The organism is bacterium, assembly GCA_030018315.1.
Lineage (GTDB): Bacteria > Hydrothermota > UBA3073 > JACQXS01 > JAGMCI01 > JASEGA01.
This window is the reverse complement of the sequence record JASEGA010000005.1, coordinates 25,929-47,141: the sequence shown is the minus strand read 5'-3', so window position 1 is coordinate 47,141 and position 21,213 is coordinate 25,929. Positions and strand designations below refer to the sequence as shown.

The window sequence follows — 21,213 nt, the reverse complement described above, 5'->3', positions numbered from 1 at the left end:
ACACCTTGATTGACACCAATTTATGAGATTCTTCACTTCGTCCAGAATGACAAGGTCAAAGTTGTCTAAAACCAAGCCAGAGATTGAAAATCAAAGGTGCCAAAAAATATTTATTCAACAAAGCATCATAAACTAAAAGCACAGCCACAATATAATTGGCGGTAAAGTCCGTACTTCTTGGAAAGAATTATAGAATTACTAAACCCATTTTTACTCTTGAAATCATACAATAAGAATTCTGTTCCGTACCTCTCACCCACTTCTTGTCCAATTTTATTTATTATACTTGTGGATTTATAAGGTGATATTGTAAGGGTTGTTGTGAATGCACTGTATCCTTTATATTTAGCAAGCTTGCCTGTCTTATTGAGTCTCATTTTGTAACAAATCTCACACCTCTTACCACCCTCAGATTCTGCCTCCAATCCATTTATTTGTTTAAACCATTTCTTTATTTCATATGGCCCAATTATTAGTGGAAGCTCTATTTTAGCTGCTAATTGTTTAAGTTCCGATAGTCTACGTTTGTATTCTTCTTTTGGGTGAATATTAGGATTATAGAAATACCCAATTAATGATTTATACCCTTCTCTGCGTAATTCTTTCACAACCCATGTAGCACAAGGAGCACAACAAATATGTAGTAATACAGATTTAATAAGCTGTGATTCTTGTTCCCGTTTCATAATTTAATGCTTTTCCAATAGCATCTGGCGTAGTAATTAAAACCTCTCTTCCTCCATTTTCTATAAATGATATACAAGCACGTATCTTTGGTGCCATTGACCCTTCTGCAAAATGACCAAGTCTTAAGTACCTTTTGGCTTCCTTAACATTCATATTCTCAATAGGATACTCATTTGGGAGCCCAAAGTTAATATATACTTTTTCAATAGCTGTTAAGATAAGTAAAAAAGCAGCTTTTAGCTCACTTGCAAGAAGTGATGAAGTATAGTCTTTATCGATTACAGCTTCCACTCCTTTAAGCTTTCCGTCTTCTTCAATTACAGGTATCCCACCACCTCCTGCAGATATCACAACAAATCCAGCATTAATTAAATTTTTAATAGCTTCAATTTCTACAATTTTCTTGGGAAGTGGAGAAGGAACTACCCTTCTATAGCCCCTGCCAGCATCTTCTTGAATTGTCCACTCTTTTTTTTCCTTTATTTGTTCTTTTATGTAAAAAGGCCCTACTGGTTTAGTAGGGTTTTTAAATGCAGGGTCATTTGAGTCAACTACTACCTGGGTAATCACAGTTACAACCTTCTTTTTTATTTTGTGCTTTTTTAATTCGTTGATAAGAGCACGTTGTATATTATATCCAATCCCACCCTGTGTATCAGCACCACAAGAATCAAGTGGAACTTGGGGAAGCACACTTTTTGAAAGCTCTGACCTTAAAAGTAAAAAGCCAACTTGCGGCCCATTACCATGGGTAATAGCAATTTCGTATCCACTTTTAATTAATTTTGGAATATGAGCGCAAGTCCTTCTAACAGTCTCATATTGGTCTTGCACTGACTGATGATTTTTATCTCTAATTAAAGAATTACCCCCAAGAGCCACAACTGCAACTTTTTGCATAATTTAAATATATAATAAACAAAAAGAATGTCAAGAAAAACCAAAAGCAAATAAAAGCTGATGGAAGGATTATTGAGTATAAACAAGATAGTTTTTCTATACTCAATTCAAAAAAAAACGCCTTTTAGGGGGTTCTATTAAGCAAATTTCTTATTTTTCAAAGCTAACTCTATGGAAAAATTGGATGAGATCTCTACAGTTTATATAGGATGAGGCATAAAAATTTGAGCACTGTTTTGCCTGTGTTTTTGAACTGATGTAGTTTATCAGGTGGCACAAATATACAACAATTTTTGTCAAATTTATATTCCTCACCCTCGTATACAAGAACTCCTTTCCCTTCTATGACATATACTTCATGCTCATAAGGATGAGTATGTAATGGTGAATAGCCTCCGGGTTTTATCTCAAATAGCCGCATAGCAAATTTTTGTGCTCCATCAGGTTTAGATATGAGCCACCTTATACTTGTCCCTTTTGCACCCTCCATTTTTACCTTCATACTATCTCCATAACTATAGAGGAGTCGGGGTAAATTTCAACTCCCCCGACCTCTATAGTTTATTTGAAACTAACTTACTTTGTCTTCTTACTTCTTCTCGCCCAATTTTTTAGAGATTTCGTGCAGTAAGGAAATAAGTGCTATAAGGAACCAGACATTGGCAAAATGGACAAAACTAATTGGACGCACTCCCACTAACCTTACGCCAAAAGCACCGCTTATCACACTTAGAAGTAGAGACAAAATGCCTACATAAAAGGCGACTGTCGCAGTAGCTACTCTTTTCATACTATTACCCCCTTAAGCTTAAAACGTACTATGAAATTTTAAGAAGTCAAGTAAAAAATTGGAGTTTCTAAATTTTGATACTATCGTCCTCAATAATGGGCGAGTGTGCCCCGCTGTCTCACTCTTTTGTCTGTTATTATAAAGATAGAAAGCCCAAAAACTACCCATAGAATTATAAGTAAAAATAAGCGTAACAGGAGTATAGGAATAGAGATATTTAAGCCCTCTCCTACAAGATAATGACGTACACCTATAATTCCATAAGTTGTAGGTAGCAATAATGATACCTTTTGTAAAAACAGTGGCAAAACAGCTATCGGATAAGCAATAGGAGTAGCTATACTAAACAGGGTATAAACAGCTTCTGCAATGACATAACCTTGTTTAACTGTTAGAGTTAATCCAGCTATTAGGATTCCTAACCCATACAGTGAAAGTAGCATAAGTACAACTATAAAGAGAGATGGGATTATACCGCCACTTTCAACAAAGAGATTAAAGAAAATAGTTATAGCAATAAGTTGGACCAACATAATCAAACCTTGATGTATAGTTGAATGAAGTGCCATCCCCCATATGTATACCCAGCGAGGGACGGGTGCAGCAAATATTGATTCTAATGTCCCATACCATTGTTCTTTTCGTAAAGAAAAGCCCATACCCCAACAGGCAGTAGAAATGAATCCCATCAGAATATAGCCAATAAATGTGTATGCTATCATATCACTCACACCTACAAGCTGCTTAAGATGAGATGAGAATCTACCCCCAATTACTGCCATTCCATATAAAAGATATGGGATGAGATAAACAAATGGCTCAATAAATTGACGCACAAAATCAGCCCGATAAACAAGCTCTAATTTCCACTCTTTTATATTTTCTGCATTTATTGCACGAATATAGTGGAGAAATTGATTCACTTCAGTAATGTGATAAGGTCCCTTTCAATCTTGTACTCTTATCTACACGCTGAAATAGAAAGAAGCCTAAAGGGACAATGATGCAATCAATTGCAAGAAGAAATAGTGCATTCCTCCATAAGTTAACAGGTATATCTAAAATAATGCCTCTCAGTGCTACAAGTGCATAGGTAAGAGGAATGAAAGCACTTACTATACGAGTCACAGGATGTATGGTTACAGGATAACGAATTGGTGAAAACAAGTACAGAACAGACTCCAAGCAATGGAATATACCATGTGTTTCCTTTAGAGCAACAGTAAGACCTGCAACTGCAGTTCCTATCCCATACAACCCTGCAAGAAGTAAGATAAGAAATAGTAGGATAGGTGCTATTTTAACTAAAGTTAGTCTTATACCGAAGAAGCAGATACAGATAAGTAGTTGTATACAAACAAATAGTGTTGATAGCATTGATTCAAATAATGCTTTACCAAGAAGTATATATATTTTAGGACTCGGCGATGATAAAATATGTTCAAGTGTCCCATAGTATATCTCTTCACGTAAAGAGTTACCCATCCCCCAGACTGCTGAAAACATATAAGTGCTCACAATTGCACCCACAATCACAAACGGAATAAAGTCGCCTGTTCCTGCTAATTTTTTGAAAGCCACACTATTAAGCCCTCCAGCAAGTGCCATACCTTGAAACACAAGTGGGAGAACCCAAAGCAGAGGAGCAAAAATCCAGAAAGCAATCTCAATTGGGTAAGCACTAACAATTTTTATCATTTTACGCACTTCTTCTACTACTATTCTCATTTTAATCCCCTACCAGTGAGATAAACAAATACATCCTCAAGTGTGGGGTTTGTTACTTCTACTCTAAGAACCTTTGCAGAATTACGAATTTTATCAATAAGTGAAGAAAGACAGGATTCGGGGTCAGCTGAAGGCATTCGTAAAAATGTAAAACCATCACTATGGAAAATGGAAGCTCCGGGAACCGTGTTGGAGTCAATGTTACCCATGCATTTAAGTTCAATTATCTTTTCATGGGTTATCATGTCTTTTAAATTCTGAGGAGTATCAATTGCTTTTATTTTGCCATCGTTCATAAATGCAACCCTATCACATAGCTCGTCTGCTTCCTCCATATAATGAGTAGTTAATAGTATTGTCTTTTTCAACTTTTTATTAAGTTCATTTTTAATAAAGCTCCTTATAAATCTGGCAAATGATGGGTCAAGTCCAAGTGTAGGTTCATCTACAAGTAAAATAGGAGGGTCATGAATGAGGGTACGTGCAAAAGACAGTTTTTGCTTCATACCTTGAGATAGACGCTCGACACGCTCGTTTGCATTGGAGACAAGCTCCATTAGCTCAAGAAGATAATCTATACGATGAGCGAGTTCATTTTTAGGTACACCGTAAAGAGTGCCAAAATAGCGAAGGTTATCAATAGGGGTTAATTTCCAATAAAGGGAACGCTCACCGCCTGTTAGGACGCCTATATTTTTACGAACTTCAAATGGAAACATTAGAATGTCATACCCACCCACAGTGGCTGTTCCTTCGTCAGGGATAAGTAAAGTAGAAAGGCATTTTATAAGAGTAGTTTTGCCAGCCCCATTTGGACCTACAAGACCAAAAAGTTCACCAGCTTTTATATCAAATGAAACACCTGATACTGCACGAACAGTACTTTTATGCTTACGAAAAAGCTTGACAAGATTCACTATTGATATATTATTATTCATTAGTTGATTTATAATAACAAATATTTTAAATTTGTCAAGAAACTCCTTAATTCGCTTTAGGATAAATTGTTATAAGACTTATGTTATATATTGGCATTGATATAGGGTCTGTCAGTGTAAACACAGCCGTTTTAGATGAGACAGGCAGAATACTAAATGTCTTCCCTTATACAAAACATTTAGGAGAACCTATTAAAGTTGTAATTGATTGCCTTAAGTCTCTTCTCAACGAGTCTGAGACTATAGCTAATATAGGAGTTACAGGCTCTGGTGGTAGGCTTATATCTAATTTACTTGGCATAAATTTTGTCAATGAGATGAGTGCCCAATCCACATCTGTTAAGCACTTGTATAATGGGGCTCGTACTATAATTGAGATTGGAGGTGCTGACTCCAAATTTATTGATATAGAGACAGAAGATTATGCCATGAACGAGCTATGTGCAGCTGGGACTGGCTCATTCCTTGACCAACAGGCTTCAAGACTTGGTCTATCAATAGAGGAATTTAGTGATATAGCTCTTAAGTCGAATAGCCCTCCACGGATTGCTGGCAGGTGTAGTGTTTTTGCTAAGACAGATATGATCCATCTACAACAAGAGGGGACCCCAGATTATGATATAGTGGCTGGCTTATGTTATGCTTTGGCACGTAATTTCAAATCCAATGTTGCAAAAGGGAGAGAATTCAAAAGGCCTATAGTATTTCAGGGTGGCTGTGCATATAACAAAGGTGTAGTGAGAGCTTTTGAAGAGGTAATTGGATTATCAATTGGAGAGTTAATAGTTCCGGAGCACTGCGCATCAATGGGTGCAATTGGGGTAGCTCTGGTGTTAATAGAGAATTCTAAGTCTATAGATACAGGGCAGCAGACCCATATATACCATAATTCAACGGATAAAATTGGGGATTATATCAAGATTTTAGATGCCTATCTTAAAAAGCATAATTTTGATTGCAAAGTTCTTGAGCGATTAGAGCTGGTTAAGTCTAAGATGCCAACTGATAACCCTCCTGAGTATAACTTTGGAAATGGAAAAGTGGATGCTTTTATTGGAATAGATGTGGGCTCAATAAGTACTAATGTGGTAGCTATAGACAGATACAAAAAGCTTATTGCAAAATGTTATCTAATGACTGCTGGCCGTCCAATAGAAGCTGTCCGAAGGGGCATAGAAGAGATTAGTAAACAGGTAGGCAACAATATTAATGTTGTAGGTGTGGGCACCACTGGCTCTGGTAGATACATGATTGGCGACTTTGTTGGAGCTGATGTTGTGATTAATGAAATTACTGCTCAAGCGAAAGCGGCATCTGACATAGATAGTAAAGTGGATACAATCTTTGAGATTGGGGGGCAAGACTCAAAGTATATATCATTAGAAAATGGTGCAATTGTTGACTTTGAGATGAATAAAGTATGTGCAGCTGGGACGGGCTCTTTTCTTGAAGAGCAAGCAGAGAGACTCGGTATAACGATAGAGGAGTTTGGTGATATTGCTCTTGCTTCAAAATCTCCTCTCGACCTTGGTGAAAGGTGCACGGTGTTTATGGAGACAAATCTTGTCTCATATCAACAAAAAGGGGCTATCAAGGCTGACCTTGTGGCAGGTTTAGCCTATTCTATTGTAACAAACTACTTAAATCGTGTTGTAGGTAAGAAGCGAATTGGTGACCACATTTTTTTTCAGGGTGCAGTTGCATTTAATAAAGGAGTAGTAGCTGCTTTTGAAAAAGTTCTTGGTAAATCAATAACTGTCCCTCAAAACCACCATGTGACTGGAGCAATAGGCGCAGCAATAATTGCTCTTGAAAGAGTTAATTGGAGGACTAAATTTAGGGGCTTTGATACAATCCCTAAGGTAAAATACAGTCAGAATTCTTTTGAATGCAATGGTTGTCCAAACAGGTGTGAAATTAAAAGCGTTGTTGTTGAGGATAGTAAGCCTTTATTCTATGGTGGAAGATGTGAAAAGTATGAAAAGAGTTCAAAGTTCAAGCCTGAACTTAATTCAGGGCAAAGTTCAAAGTTAGACTTATTTACTGAGCGCGAAGAGATGCTCCTTAAATCTTACAAACAGGAACAAGGTTATGGTTCAGAAGAGGTTTTAAAGACGGGGAAGCATCCCTTAAGAATTGGTATCCCTTACGCATTACTCTTCCATGAGTGTTTGCCATTCTTTAATATGTTCTTCAATGAACTTGGTTTTAAGGTAGTTCTTTCAGACCCAACAAACAAAAGGATGATATATAATGGGCTTGAACGTGTAGTAGCTGAAACTTGCTTTCCAGTGAAGGTTGCTCATGGTCATGTATTAAACCTCTTGGATAAGGGCGTGGACTACGTATTTTTGCCAAGCATTATTGATACACTCTGTCCAAAAGGAATGGAAAAAAGTTATACTTGTCCTTATAACCAGGAAATTCCTCATATTATTAAAGCTGCTATAAAGCCTGATATCCCAATTCTACATCCAATTCTACATTTCAGGATAGAGAAAGTCTTGAGGAGAGAACTTTTAGAGTTCGGACAAAGTCTTGGGAAAAGCAAAATGGAGGTCACAAAATCATTTTTACATGCACTGGCTGCGCAACAGAAATTCTATAGTTCAATCAAGCTAAGAGGTAAGGAGGTATTAAAAAATCTTGAGAGTGCAATTGTTATAGTTGGGAGAGCTTATAATATTTGTGATCAAAGTATTAGTCTTGGTATTTCAAGAAAGTTAAGGGAGCTTGGCGTAACAGCTATACCAATGGACTACTTACCAGTTGACGATATGGATATCTCTTCTGATTGGCCAAATATGTATTGGAAATCTGGTCATAGAATTCTATCTGCTGCCCGTGTGATTAGGGATAACCCAAGATTAAATTGCATCTATATAACAAACTTTGGGTGTGGTCCTGATTCTTTCATAACTCAGTTCTTTAGAAAAGAGATTGGAAATAAACCCTTTCTACAAATAGAAGTTGATGAACATAGTGCAGATGTCGGTGTAATGACAAGGTGTGAAGCTTTTTTGGATTCACTCAGTCAAAAGATGGTTGCTTTTTCATGTGCGAGTAAATTTATAAAAAAGGAGACAACTTGTACATTCACAAAGCGTTCTGACCGCACTATTTATATCCCACATATGGGAGATTACGCTTTTGCACTTCTCACTGCTTTTAAAGCAAATGGTATTAAAGCAGAATTACTTTCATCGGATGACGAGACACTTGAATGGGGGAGAAAATTTACCCTTGGTAAGGAATGCTATCCATGTATTATAACGACGGGTGATATGATAAAGGTGCTCAAAAGGAATGACCCTTCTAAAGTTGCTTTCTTAATGCCAACAGCCTATGGCCCATGCCGATTCGGGCAATATAACAAATTACAGAGAATGATACTTGATGAGTTAGGTTATGAGGATGTTCCAATTATTTCACCTCTTGCCCCTGAGAGCAATGAATTTTATAAAACATGTAATATAGCAAATCCGAGAGGTATCTTCACATTTCTAAAAGCATTGCAGGGCGTCATTGCTATTGATTGTCTTGATAAAATGTTAAGAAAGACAAGACCTTATGAAGCGAACATAGGTGAGACAGATAGTGTGTACAAGAGCTCTCTTTATGCAATTTGTGATGCAATAGAGAGAGGCGGAGTTGTTTCCGCTTTACAGAGAGCAAGGACTGAATTTGAGCAAATTCCAGTGATCAATGAATCTAGACCAAAGATAGGAATAGTAGGAGAAATATTTGTTCGTAATCATGTTTATAGTAACAATAATATAGTAAGAAGGATAGAGTCCCTTGGCGGTGAAGTAGTTTTACCTTCAGCTCAAGAATGGGGTTTTCACACAAGTGGGACAAGGAGGTTGGATTACATTATGGAGAGAAAATATTTACCATGTTTTTTTCTTCTGTTTTTTGATAAATTCTTAAAATATTTTGAGCATGGATTATTCAGAAAGGTAAAGGACTTTTCAATGGATTTGGAAGAGACTGAAATATATAAGATATGGGATGCTGCTGCCCCCTATTTAATCAAGTACTTTGGTGAAGCAGCCTTAAGTATTGGCAATGCTGTAAATTGGGCGCACAAAGGTAGGATTAATGGGCTCATCAATGTCATGCCTTTCACTTGTATGCCGGGAACGGTTACTACTGCTGTATTGAAGAGATTCAGGGAAGACTACCGGATACCTTGCTTAGATCTTACTTATGATGGTCTTGAACAATCCACAATAGAGACAAGGCTTGAAGTATTTATGTACCAAGCAAAGCGACATAGGGAGAAAACGGATTTATTTAAGTAATTCAAGTAAAGGCTCTAACTTTTTCTTCCTTTCTTTATACTTTAATTTTTTAAGTGCCTTTTGCTCAATTTGACGAATACGCTCACGTGTTACATCAAATATAAGACCTATCTCTTCTAATGTCTTTGATTGATGACCACGAAGACCAAATCGCATTTCAATTACTTTTTGCTCCCTCTTAGAAAGATCTTTTAAGATATCTTCTAATCTCTCTTTTAAGATAGTCCTTGAAATTGAATAGGCGGGTGAATTCTCACTATCACTGGCAATAAAGTCGCCTAAGAATGAGTCGTCATCGTCACCAATTGGACGATCAAGTGAGGCTATATCCTGCGCTATGCGATACACATTTTTTATTTTATTCAGTGGCAGACTTAGTCTGTCAGCAAGCTCCTCTGGACTTGGTTCTTTACTATCTTCTTGCATAATAAGCCTTATCTCACGAAGGACACGATGAACTATTTCAGTCATATGGACAGGGACTCTTATGGCTCTCGAGTAATCTGATATCGCTCTCGAAATTGATTGACGAATCCACCAACTGGCATAAGTCGAAAACTTATACCCTTTGCGATAGTCAAACTTAGAGACCGCTTTTATTAGACCGGCATTACCCTCTTGAATGAGGTCAGTAAATTCAAGCCCCCGACTTATATATCGCTTTGCAATTGAAATTACTAAACGCACATTTGCATGAACCATATGCTGTTTTATTTTTGTCGCTGCACGCTCGTACTTACTCACTTTGGAGAGCAATTTTTTAAAACTGCCCTTTTTCATACAAAGTTTTTCTTCTATATTTCTATGTGCGTGCTTGGAACGAGAGTGCTTACGAGTTACAATTGAACGTTCTTCCTCTACACAGTTTTTTTCATAAAAATCCCTAAGTTTGTGTAAAATCTCATCTATATAACTAAATTGTAAGCCAATCTTTACAATTTTATCTCTTATACAGCGGCGTCTTCTCTTAATAACAGATGCTGGAGTCCTATTTCGATACAAATTTACAATTTCGTCACGCTTAGCTTTGATAAAGTTCATAGTATCAAGGATACGACGCCTTTCTTGCTCAACGAGTTCTGGAGAAGGTGAAGGGACACCTATTCTGATAAATTCATCAGGCGGAATCTGACGATGCTCGATCTTGGAGCGGTACTTGAGAAGTTCATCCATTGCAAACGTAGTAGAAAAAATAATATTCGCTATCTCAATATAGTTATCTTCAAGCTGCTTTGATAATCTTACTTCATCATCTTTAGATAAGAGACGAACTGAACCAACATCACGAAGGTACATCCTTATAGGGTCTTCAAGACGATGAGTCTCAAGAGGAGGTTCTTGGGGGGTAGGCTTACGAGTCTCTTCTACAACTTTTATACCTAAGGTCTCAAGTTCGGAAATAATACGTTCAAATGTACGTGGAGATATGAAGTCCTCGGGAAGAACATCGTTTAACTTTTCATAAGTTATCTCACCATTTTCGTCTACAAATTTCATTATCCTCTTTATCTCTTGGCCCATAACTTTTAACCTCCTTTTAGTTTTGTGGTTAGCTTTTGATACTCAGCTAAATGCTCAGGAGTCCAACCTTCCTTATCGCCTATCTCACGTAACTCTATTTTACGGAGATCGGCTTTCCATCTCGTTATACGATTGATATAATCAAAAGCCATTTTTTTAGAATCAACACCTTCCAAGAAGATAACCTTTGTAAAACTGGTTCTCAAACACTCACTTACAGAATTAAGAATTTCTGAAGGTTTCATGCCTTTTAATACTAAATCAAAAAGAGAACTTAATTCGGGTGTTGAAAATTCAAACTGATTCTTAAGCAGTAACTCTTTCACTATTGGATAAGAAGATGCAAGAGCTAATAGCTCAATTTCTAACCCCTCCAATTCCATTTTGGAGACAGCAGGTTTAACATATGGGGACGAGGTAGGGACTACAAGTAGGAAGTTGCGATTCACACCTAACTTCTGTGAAATGTAATCTGCCCAAAGTTCCCTTTTCTGTGCATCAGAAATTTTACTTAAAGTTTGCTGAAAACTTCTTACAAGAACACCCTTTTCATACACATCTTTACATTCTTTAAATTTAAATTCTACAAAACTTTGTGCCCCGCTTAGGTCGAGTTTGCCATATTTTCTGACAAATGAATCAGGATCCTCACCTTCAGATAAAGGAAGGATTTTAACATTAAGTGATGTCTCAAGTAATATATCTATGGCTCTCTCAGCTGCCTTAAGTCCTTCAATATCACCATCGTAGATAAGGATTACACTTGAAGCATGAAGTTTTAAAAGACGCGCCTGATAAGCAGTAAGTGAAGTTCCCAAGCTTGCTACTACATTTTTTATACCAGATTGATAAAGAGTCAGTAAATCTGTATAACCTTCTACGAGAATTACTTCTTCTTTTATGTAGGGCTGAGATTCGTAAAGTCCATATAATAAATTGCCCTTCTTAAACACAGGAGAATCTCGTGAGTTTATATATTTTGGCTCACTATTGTCAAGAACTCTTGTACCAAAACCTAAGACCTTACCCCACCTATCCCTTATAGGAAAAATCACCTTCATACTAAAGGTATCGCGGTAGCCACCACCTTCAAGCTTGACTAAAAGACCAAGGGTTTCGAGATCTGCTAAATTTATTCCTTTGGAGCTTGAATTTAGATATACAATAGAGTCACTCGGTGCATAACCTATCATAAATTTATCAACAATATCTCTTTGAATGCCACGGTACTCAAGCCACTTGCGACCCGGAAGTCCATTATCACTGAAAAGAGACGAGTGGTAAAGTCTGGCTGCAAATTCGTTTGCTTTATACAAATTCTCATTTACATCTTCTACAGATTCTACATGAATACCTGCCTTCTCACCAAGAAACCTAATAGCTTGAGGGAATGTCAAATTATTATATTCCATCATAAAAGTGAATATATTACCAGATTTGCCGCAACCAAAACAGTGATAAAGTCCTTTTTCAGGAGAGATAAAAAAAGAAGGAGTACGCTCAGAATGAAAAGGACAAAGGGACTTAAAATTTTTGCCCACTCTCTTCAAAGGGATATAAGACCCAATTAATTCCTCAATTGGGATTGCATCATGAATTTGGGATATCTTATCCTGGGGTATTTTCACTTACCTATTTTTCTTATAACTTGAGACCTTTTACTTTTTCTTCTCTGCGACGGTTTCTCATATCGCTCATGTTTCTTAAACTCTGAAAAAAGACGCTCCTTCTCACACTGACGCTTAAAACGACGATAGGCAGATTCGAAAGATTCGCCCTCTTTTACTTTGACAATAATCATCCATATTCACCTCCTCCGGTATTAACTTTAGGGTGTCCAATTAGTTTATCAAGCTTCTTTATTAATTCCTCTGCCTCTCGAGATAAACCCACAGGAGTATGGACAAAGACCTCTACTAATTCGTCACCACTACCATAACCATTTAATTTGGGAAGCCCTTTGCCACGAAGCTTAAATATTTTACCACTCTGAGTTCCCGGAGGTATACGGAGTGCCACTCTGCCATCAAGAGTGGGAACCTCAACATTACCACCCAAAGTTATAACTGAAAAAGATACAGGAACTCTCACAAATATATCTGCACCATCTCTTTTGAATATTGGGTCTGATTTCTCGTCTATTACTACAATTAAATCACCAGGAGGACCTCCGTTATTTCCTGCATTCCCCTGTCCCCTTATAGGAATATAATTACCATGACTTACACCAGCAGGCACATTTACTGAGACCGTTGCTAACTTCTCAACCTTACCTGAGCCTCTACATTCAGGACAACGCTCTTTTATAATCCTACCACTACCTCTACATTTAGGACAAGAACTGATGTTCACAAATTGACCAAATATACTTGAACTCACCTGCTTTACTTGACCGCTACCACCACAAGTAGAACAAGAATTGTAACCTTTACCACCTACTCCATTGCAAGAAGAGCATTTCTCATAACGCTTGAGCCTGATTTTTTTTGTTACACCATGGGCTATCTCTTGTAAAGATAATGGGATAGTTACTTGGATGTCCGCCCCTCTCGTACGTCCAGCAGCGCCTGTGGAAGTCCCTCGCCCAAATAGTCTATCAATTATGGACTCGCCTCTAAAACCACCAAAAAAATCGCCAAGTAAGTCACCAAATATATCCTCTACATCAGAAAAATGGGTGAAATTACTCCAACTAAAGCCACCAGGTCCAAATTGTGACTCTACTCCAGAATGACCAAACTGGTCGTACATACTACGTTTATTAGGGTCAATTAGAACTTCGTAAGCCTCAGACAGTTCCTTGAATTTCTCCTCTGCCTCCTTTTTATCCTTATCCGGATTCATATCAGGATGATATTTTCGGGCAAGACGACGGTAAGCCTCTTTAATCTCGTCAGCACTTGCATTTTTAGAGATACCTAAAATATCGTAATAATCACGCTTCGCTGCCATTTTTATTTATCCTTATCTTTCTTTTCTTCATCTATGACTTCATACTCTGCCTCTATAGGACCTTCTTTCTTCTCTTTATGCTCCTCTTCCTTCTTTGGACCTGCCTCAGGAGTTGGCCCCGCTTTCTTATACATTTCTTCAGCAAGCTTGTAACTCGCCTTCTGAAGTATATCCATACCGCTTTTGATTGCTGAAATGTCAGTGCCAGATATTGCTTTCTTTAAACTATCAATTGCATTACGAATATTACTCTTATTATCTTCCGATACCTTGTCACCAAACTCATTTAAACTTTTCTCAACTGAGTAAATTAAGGTGTCAGCTTGATTCCTTGTCTCAATCAATTCCTTCTTCTGCTTATCTTCAGCCTCATGTTCCTTTGACTCACGCACCATGCGGTCAATTTCTTCAGATGAGAGACCAGATGAAGCAGTAATCCTTATAGATTGCTCTTTATTAGTAGCCTTATCTATTGCCTTAACCGCCAAAATACCATTCGCATCTATATCAAAACTTACCTCTATTTGTGGGACACCACGAGGAGCAGGTGGAATCCCTATAAGGTCAAATCTGCCTAAGGAGCGGTTATCAGCTGCCATAGGACGCTCACCTTGAAGAACATGGATAGTTACCGCAGTCTGATTATCAGCAGCAGTTGTAAATATTTGAGACTTCCTTGTCGGAATAGTTGTATTACGTTGAATCATAGAAGTCATCACGCCACCCAAAGTCTCAATCCCTAATGTTAGGGGAGTCACATCTAATAAAAGGATTTCTTTCTTCTCCTCACCAGCTAATAAGACATCAGCTTGAATTGCAGCACCTACTGCTACAACTTCGTCAGGATTAACACCACGGTTAGGCTCTTTCATGAAAAATTCACGCACAAATTGCTGTATCCTTGGCATACGAGTCATACCACCTACAAGAACTACTTGGTCAATATCTTCTATCTTCTTTATTGATGAGCCTGTCTTACTAATTGCATCTTCTACTGCCTGCTCACAAGGACGTCGAGAACGTTCTATTAAATCTTCTACTAAGGACTCTAACTTGGCTCGTGTTAACTTCATATCAAGATGCTTAGGCCCAGATGAGTCAGCTGTTATAAAAGGTAGATTAATACTTGTCTCAAGAGTAGTGGAAAGCTCACATTTTGACTTCTCAGCTGCATCGCGTAACCTTTGTAAAGCAGACCTGTCTTTACTTAAGTCTATCCCATATTCTTTTTTAAACTCCTTCACCATCCAGTCTGCTATTCGCTGGTCAATATTATCGCCACCAAGATGGGTATCACCATTCGTAGCTATTACTTCAAACAAAGGAGGAGTCTCCTTCATATCTATCTCTATTATAGAGATATCAAATGTGCCACCCCCAAAGTCGTACACAGCGATACGCTCCCTTTTCTTTGTCCCTAACCCATAAGCTAAAGAGGCAGCGGTTGGCTCATTTATTATCCTCAAAACTTCTAACCCAGCTATCTTACCCGCATCCTTAGTCGCCTGACGCTGAGCATCGTTAAAGTAAGCAGGCACTGTGATTACAGCTTTGGTTATTTTCTCGCCTAAATAATCTTCTGCTGCTTTCTTCAAGTATTGAAGAACCAAAGCCGATATTTCAGGTGGCGAGTACTGCTTGCCAGCCATCACTACTCGCGCATCCTGATGCGGCCCCTCTACTACCTTATACGGAACAAGCTTTATTTCTTCAGAGACCTCAGAATAACGCCTACCCATAAACCTCTTAATTGAGTATATTGTATTTTCAGGATTAGTCACCATCTGACGCTTGGCTAAAGGACCGACAAGACGCTCGCCAGAAGATGTTATCGCTACTATAGAAGGAGTTGTACGGCCACCATCTGGATTTGGAATAACTACACGCTCCTTACCCTCTACTATTGCTACACAGGAGTAAGTTGTACCTAAATCAATTCCTATTGCTTTCTCTGCCATTATTACCTCCACTCACTCTCTTTACTCATCATTTAGGTATTTAGGACTTTTAAGCATTTTCCCCTAGCATTCTTTTTTCGTTATTCGTCATTCGGACTTCGTCATTTCTTTTTTTTGCTACCACTACTTTTGCAGGTCTTATAACCTTATCTTTCAATATATAGCCCTTACAGAGCTCAGACACCACAGTATCAGGAGGACAGTCACCTGAATCAGTTACCGAAACTGCCTCATGACGAGCAGGGTTAAACTTCTCACCTACAGCACTAAACGATTTAATGCCTTCCTTTTCAAGCAATTCTTTAAATCTATCATAAATCAGCTCAATACCACGGTAGAAATCATCTAAATTATCAGATTTTATATCTCGTAAAGAACTCAGACCACGCTCAAAATTGTCTAAAACTGGAATTAGCTCAAGGATGAGACGCTCAGATGCATAATTTACAAGCTCTTCCTTCTCCTTTTTTATACGCTTCCTGTAATTATCAAGCTCAGCAAGAGCCCTTAAATACTTATCCTTATATTCTTCTAATTCCTCTTTTAGTGTCTTCTTACCCACTAATTCAATAGTTTAGATGCAAACTACTCAAAAAGGATTCAAAATTGTTTGGAATCTGGATTTTGGAATTTGAAATTTATTTAATTAACTTCCCTATTCTCGTCCATCTCACTTTTTCCCAAATTTTATAAAGTGGTGGCTCCCTATTCCACGAAAAATACAATACAATTGCCTTACCTAATATATATTTATCATTCAAAGGACCCCAAAACCGTGAATCAAATGAGTAATCGCGGTTGTCACCCATCACAAATATAGAATTAGGAGGAACGCGAACAGGTCCAAAATTGTCACGGACTAAACCACCCGCAGTCCTTAACTCACCACGCTCCCAAGCATCCTGATAATTAGAGCCAATTGACTCTAATTTAGAATAAGTGCGTAAATCACTAAAATGAGCATAAGGCTCGTTTAACAGTACACCATTCACATACACATTTTTATTCCTTATTTCTACAATATTACCACCCACCCCTATACAACGCTTGACAAAGTCCTTACGCTCATAAGGAAATCTGAAAATTATTATGTCACCAGGACGGGGCTTACGAAGCCGAATAACATGCTTACCAGTTATTGGAATCCTTATCCCATAAAAAAACTTACACGCAAATAAGTGGTCACCAATTAGAAGCGTAGGCTCCATTGACCCCGACGGTATTCTATAAGCTTGAACTATAAAAGTACGAATTACAAGAACACAGACAGCAACAAAAACAATGTCTTCTATCCACTTACGAAGTTTACTTTTCTTTTTTACCATAATTTATATAAATACTATAACCAAAATTCCTAAAAAATCAAGTTATTTTTGAGAATTATACCCGGAGCTTGAGCTGAAAATATATTCCAATATAGATGCTAATAGTCAGCAACTTATAAATTTAACTTTTGAGCCTTTGAACTTTATTTGGATTTTGAGCTTTGATATTTGACATTCTATATAGTCGCTATCTTAGCAAAAGTAATTTGGTCATTACTTGCTCTGGACCTAATTTTAGTTTGAGAAAGTATATACCAGATGGAACTTTGTTGAAACTGGAATCAGTACCATCCCAAGCCACAGCAGTGGTCAGTGATTCGCAGAATCCTGTGGATAAGTTGTCAGTGATTAGTGGTAAAGACTTAATTAATCTGCCAGCTAAATCATAAATTTGCAGTGTAGGAGTTTGATTAATCAAACCCCTACCTAACCCCTGAACCCTAATTACTGCCTTTTGGTTGAATGGATTAGGGTAGACAGATAGATTTTGACTCGGATTATAAACTACACTTGCAATACCACCCGTTTTTTTGTATAATTCCACACGAAGAGAGACACTCTGAGCATTAGCTACCACATCTTTGTTAGAGACTATAAGATACCATGGCTCAGATGTGGGGAAGACAAAACTTGTGTCTATTGTGGATATATCTTTAGAGATTAAAAATGCAAGAAACTTAGAGCCAGCAACAAATTTAGTAAAATTTAAAGAGTCACAAATGAAGAATTCTAAATTACCAGTTGAATCCCTTTTTATAAAAAGGCTGTTATCATCGGGATTGTTTCCATATATTGCTTCCTGAGGAACATCTAAGTTAACAGCTACTTTATATTCATCTTGAGGACTCTCTGGTAAAGTATCATCAAACACAGATATACTGGGAACTACACCATCAAGTTGTGGTGTCCAAGAGTAATGTTCACCACCTTGACTATTGGTAATTACGGGAGTCCAGTAGACTTCACCAATTGAGCTTGTGACACGACAATCATAATTAAGCAAATCACCCAAAGTAAACGAACACTCACCAGCTGAATTTGTATACCCAAAAGCACAATACCAAGTTACCTGATTCGGACCGCCACGGACAGCGACAAAGGCACCGTCTACCGGGTCTTGGTTAACATCAATTACTTTCACAGTTAAAGTACAAAAAGGAGTATAGCGCTCACTTACTGTCCAAGTGTAGCCATCGCCACGCCAATTTATAGCTGCAGCTAATTGCCACCAACCAGGGTCATAAGTGTAATTATCTATCATCTTATTAACAGGCTCCCACTGAACCCACCTAGACTCGTAAAATTCGTTCCAGTGATGGTTATCCCCATATGCAGAAGTCCTGACAGTCGGAATAAGACAAGCCCTTGCAGCAGCCGCAGTTAATATACCCCATTCAGTGCAAGTACCGCGATGCTGATGGTATATATGAACAGGCTGATACTTTCTTGAACTCGGTGACTGGAATACCATAACTTGACGCATCCAGTTATTCAATTTTGCAACTGCACCATTTGCATCTGTTGTATCATTATGAAGACAACCCCAAAGAATTGAACAATTTGTAAAATAATCTCGTAAAACTGGATAACCAGCATCCGCTTGATTAAATAGGTAATCACGCCAAAACTTACCAGTTGGTGGAAAACTTGGGTCACCAGTATTTGGATTAATATAAGTGCATAGCTCACGAGAAATCTTTGGATGCACAATATACCAATAATAATACTCTTTTGGATACTCAAGCTCAATAGTATCGCCGGATTCATTGACTGCACGATACCGGACAGTCGAGTAATAATCTGCTCCACCATAATCAATTATATCAGCATAGGCAAGAACACTATCAGCTTGATAAATAAACTTGGTATTCTCAGTTATTACTTCTGGATAGAAGTTTGGATTACTTAAAATATTTGACGGAATATGAGCCACCTGAAATGAAAGCTCATCAACCCATGCAGGTGGGGCATCCAAAATCATAGTCGCATACTGGTCTTGAAGATCGGAATCCAGCTGACTAAGATTAGCAACAAGGTCAATCCTCAACCACCCCGGAGAATAAGCTACAGCTTGCTTTGATAATGGAGTAAGGAAATCAGGTGGAGTGTAAACTTCAAGACTGTCAATAGGAGCATCAAACTTTACACAAAGATAATTACCAGCTGAAACATCAAGATTAATTGAAACAGAGTCAATTAACGACCAATCATTAAAGGAAACACCTAATAAAAAAGAAAGTAAAAACCACATATTAACCTCCTTAAGCTTTTAAACCTTTAGACCTCTTTAAACCCTTTATCTCAAAATACTCAACTTTTTTGTCGCGCTACAATTGTCAACACTAAGTCTACAAAAATATACTCCATTTGGCACTTTATTGCCAAAATTATCACAACCATCCCAACTCACATTATGAGAACCAGGGCTCTGATACCCAGCCACAAGAACTTTGACTAGATTACCAGAAATAGAGTAGATTTTTAAACTCACAGGAGAAGGAGTGCGAGTAGCATTTGAAAAGTAATACGGGATAGTGGTTACATTAGTGAACGGGTTAGGACAGTTCTGGGATAGGATAACAAATTTAGTAACTGATATATGTGATTCTTCTACACCCATCTTCTTGGCAGTGAAAACTACTTCACGGGTAGCACCGGGTTGTAAATTAGAATCTCCCTGATGCCATATATCTAACAATACAAAATTTTCTGTCACCACTGCATTATATGCATCTGTAGATATAATATGCACATCTTCTGCTATAAATGGCAACAATGCAATCTCGGGTTGCCCCCAAGGCCAAGCACCGGGTTTGCCTTCACGAGTTACAGTTATTCTAAAAGTTACAGTATCTACTCCACCAGTCCCTTCTTTTATTATAAACTCATACTCAGACCATGGCTCTATAGCTGCCTTTTCAAAACGGAAATCACACCCCGGGTCACCGTAAAAGCCCCAAACATCTTTCTCAGTGTTTAACCCACTCTGGTTTGAACCGGGTATATTATTAACTATATTAAAGATTACCGATTGGTTCTCATAATAGAAAGCTTCAGCAAATGTATTTCGGTCAGGCTGATACCATACATAATAGAAACCTTTCATAATAGCTGGTGTACCTACAGGTATTGTATTTCCCCAATATTGGCATACTCCACCAGTATGCGCCCAAGAAGGGACAAAAGAGCCACCACCTAATATTTGACCATGAAGACAGTTAAATGGTGCAAAAAATACCTTTGGGTTAGTTGAACTCACATTTATATTTGAGCCAGAATAAGGGTCACCGTACACCTGCCCGTTACTTGACCGAAAATAGCCTTCATAACCAGGGCTTGGGTAATGTAACTGCCAAGCGTCATGATCACCGTGGCCACCTGGCATTATCAGGTGAAATGTGTTTGTATTAATCAGAGTTACCATTGTATCAGTACAATCCTGCGGTCCATTATTGTATACTTCAACAGTGTCGCAATCAGGCCGCTTCACCCCTACACGCCCATATATATGACAGGCAAAATACATACCTTGCCTCACCCAATAAAGGAGCCCCATACAATCCTTAAGTAGAACATTAGAAATTAGAACCTCTTTTGGTGTAGTTGCTATCTTCATGGCATCATCTGCATTATAGCCTGTCAATATACCCCATACCGCATCACCATAAGGGTCGTCATCCAATGCTCTTGTTAATTGGTGTATTCTACGTACATATTCAGTCGAGCCTACACTTGTTATATCTGTAACTTTAGCTAAAAAGCAAATATGGGTCGGCTTATATTCTGAGAGAGAGGACTGGACATCCCATACATTGCCAGTATGAGTAAATATAGTACCACCGTGACGGGCTTGTAATGTATCAGCTACTGCTGACCAGGAAGAATCTTCAAGTGTAGAATTTTTCACTACAATAGCATAATTGAAAGGAGTCTTATAGTTTCCTTTTATTACAGTCGTAGACCAACTACGAGCTGTAGTCAATACCACAACAAGACAAACTAAAGAGTGTTTCATATTACACCTCCAATCTTTAATATTTATCACAATTTGCTCTTTGTCAAGTTATTTTTGCTTTTATAAAAAGATGTTAACTCGTTGATACAAGCTTC

The 21,213-nt window shown here is 37.9% G+C and carries 17 protein-coding genes; 1 reads left to right on the top strand and 16 read right to left on the bottom strand.

The window, feature by feature from the left end; genetic code table 11:
- Window positions 1-125: 125 nt before the first annotated feature.
- The 7 genes from QMD71_03025 to QMD71_02995 form a co-directional block, all read right to left on the bottom strand.
- A complete protein-coding gene (locus QMD71_03025; protein ID MDI6839820.1) occupies window positions 126-686 on the bottom strand; it encodes an epoxyqueuosine reductase QueH in 561 nt (186 codons plus the stop codon).
- Window positions 655-1,587 carry a carbamate kinase gene (gene arcC, locus QMD71_03020; GenBank protein ID MDI6839819.1) on the bottom strand — a complete coding sequence of 311 codons (933 nt, stop codon included), beginning with the start codon at window positions 1,585-1,587 and terminating at the stop codon, window positions 655-657. The genes QMD71_03025 and arcC overlap by 32 nt, the downstream gene beginning before the upstream one ends.
- A 193-nt stretch (window positions 1,588-1,780) precedes the next feature.
- Entirely contained in the window at window positions 1,781-2,089 is a 309-nt protein-coding gene (locus tag QMD71_03015; GenBank protein MDI6839818.1) for a cupin domain-containing protein, read from the bottom strand.
- An 87-nt stretch (window positions 2,090-2,176) separates the two neighbouring features.
- Complete coding sequence (locus QMD71_03010; protein ID MDI6839817.1) at window positions 2,177-2,377, bottom strand: hypothetical protein; 201 nt, start codon at window positions 2,375-2,377, stop codon at window positions 2,177-2,179.
- A gap of 89 nt (window positions 2,378-2,466) precedes the next feature.
- On the bottom strand, window positions 2,467-3,300 hold the full coding sequence (locus QMD71_03005) for an ABC transporter permease (protein MDI6839816.1): 834 nt from the start codon (window positions 3,298-3,300) through the stop codon (window positions 2,467-2,469).
- A 1-nt stretch (window position 3,301) separates the two neighbouring features.
- Window positions 3,302-4,105 carry an ABC transporter permease gene (locus tag QMD71_03000; GenBank protein ID MDI6839815.1) on the bottom strand — a complete coding sequence of 268 codons (804 nt, stop codon included), beginning with the start codon at window positions 4,103-4,105 and terminating at the stop codon, window positions 3,302-3,304.
- A complete protein-coding gene (locus QMD71_02995) occupies window positions 4,102-5,043 on the bottom strand; it encodes an ABC transporter ATP-binding protein (GenBank protein MDI6839814.1) in 942 nt (313 codons plus the stop codon). The genes QMD71_03000 and QMD71_02995 overlap by 4 nt, the downstream gene beginning before the upstream one ends.
- A gap of 80 nt (window positions 5,044-5,123) precedes the next feature.
- Here QMD71_02995 and QMD71_02990 point away from each other — a divergent pair, with 80 nt between their 5' ends.
- The gene (locus QMD71_02990) at window positions 5,124-9,347 is read left to right on the top strand and encodes an acyl-CoA dehydratase activase (protein MDI6839813.1); all 4,224 of its coding nucleotides are present in this window, start codon (window positions 5,124-5,126) and stop codon (window positions 9,345-9,347) included.
- On the opposite strand, the gene QMD71_02985 is transcribed toward QMD71_02990, so the two are convergent.
- From QMD71_02985 to QMD71_02945, 9 genes are all read right to left on the bottom strand, one after another.
- On the bottom strand, window positions 9,336-10,868 hold the full coding sequence (locus QMD71_02985) for a sigma-70 family RNA polymerase sigma factor (protein ID MDI6839812.1): 1,533 nt from the start codon (window positions 10,866-10,868) through the stop codon (window positions 9,336-9,338). The genes QMD71_02990 and QMD71_02985 overlap by 12 nt on opposite strands.
- A gap of 5 nt (window positions 10,869-10,873) precedes the next feature.
- Complete coding sequence (gene dnaG / locus QMD71_02980; GenBank protein ID MDI6839811.1) at window positions 10,874-12,496, bottom strand: DNA primase; 1,623 nt, start codon at window positions 12,494-12,496, stop codon at window positions 10,874-10,876.
- Complete coding sequence (gene rpsU, locus QMD71_02975) at window positions 12,493-12,669, bottom strand: 30S ribosomal protein S21 (protein MDI6839810.1); 177 nt, start codon at window positions 12,667-12,669, stop codon at window positions 12,493-12,495. The genes dnaG and rpsU overlap by 4 nt, the downstream gene beginning before the upstream one ends.
- Complete coding sequence (gene dnaJ / locus QMD71_02970; GenBank protein MDI6839809.1) at window positions 12,666-13,820, bottom strand: molecular chaperone DnaJ; 1,155 nt, start codon at window positions 13,818-13,820, stop codon at window positions 12,666-12,668. Before dnaJ ends, rpsU begins: the two co-directional genes overlap by 4 nt.
- A 2-nt stretch (window positions 13,821-13,822) precedes the next feature.
- The gene (dnaK, locus tag QMD71_02965) at window positions 13,823-15,778 is read right to left on the bottom strand and encodes a molecular chaperone DnaK (protein MDI6839808.1); all 1,956 of its coding nucleotides are present in this window, start codon (window positions 15,776-15,778) and stop codon (window positions 13,823-13,825) included.
- Window positions 15,779-15,827: 49 nt separating this feature from the next.
- Complete coding sequence (gene grpE / locus QMD71_02960; GenBank protein MDI6839807.1) at window positions 15,828-16,340, bottom strand: nucleotide exchange factor GrpE; 513 nt, start codon at window positions 16,338-16,340, stop codon at window positions 15,828-15,830.
- Window positions 16,341-16,416: 76 nt separating this feature from the next.
- The gene (gene lepB / locus QMD71_02955) at window positions 16,417-17,103 is read right to left on the bottom strand and encodes a signal peptidase I (GenBank protein MDI6839806.1); all 687 of its coding nucleotides are present in this window, start codon (window positions 17,101-17,103) and stop codon (window positions 16,417-16,419) included.
- Between the two features lie 187 nt (window positions 17,104-17,290).
- Window positions 17,291-19,354: a transglutaminase domain-containing protein gene (locus QMD71_02950; protein MDI6839805.1), complete on the bottom strand. Its 2,064-nt coding sequence runs from the start codon at window positions 19,352-19,354 to the stop codon at window positions 17,291-17,293.
- A gap of 45 nt (window positions 19,355-19,399) precedes the next feature.
- Window positions 19,400-21,118 carry a FlgD immunoglobulin-like domain containing protein gene (locus QMD71_02945; GenBank protein MDI6839804.1) on the bottom strand — a complete coding sequence of 573 codons (1,719 nt, stop codon included), beginning with the start codon at window positions 21,116-21,118 and terminating at the stop codon, window positions 19,400-19,402.
- Window positions 21,119-21,213: the final 95 nt, after the last annotated feature.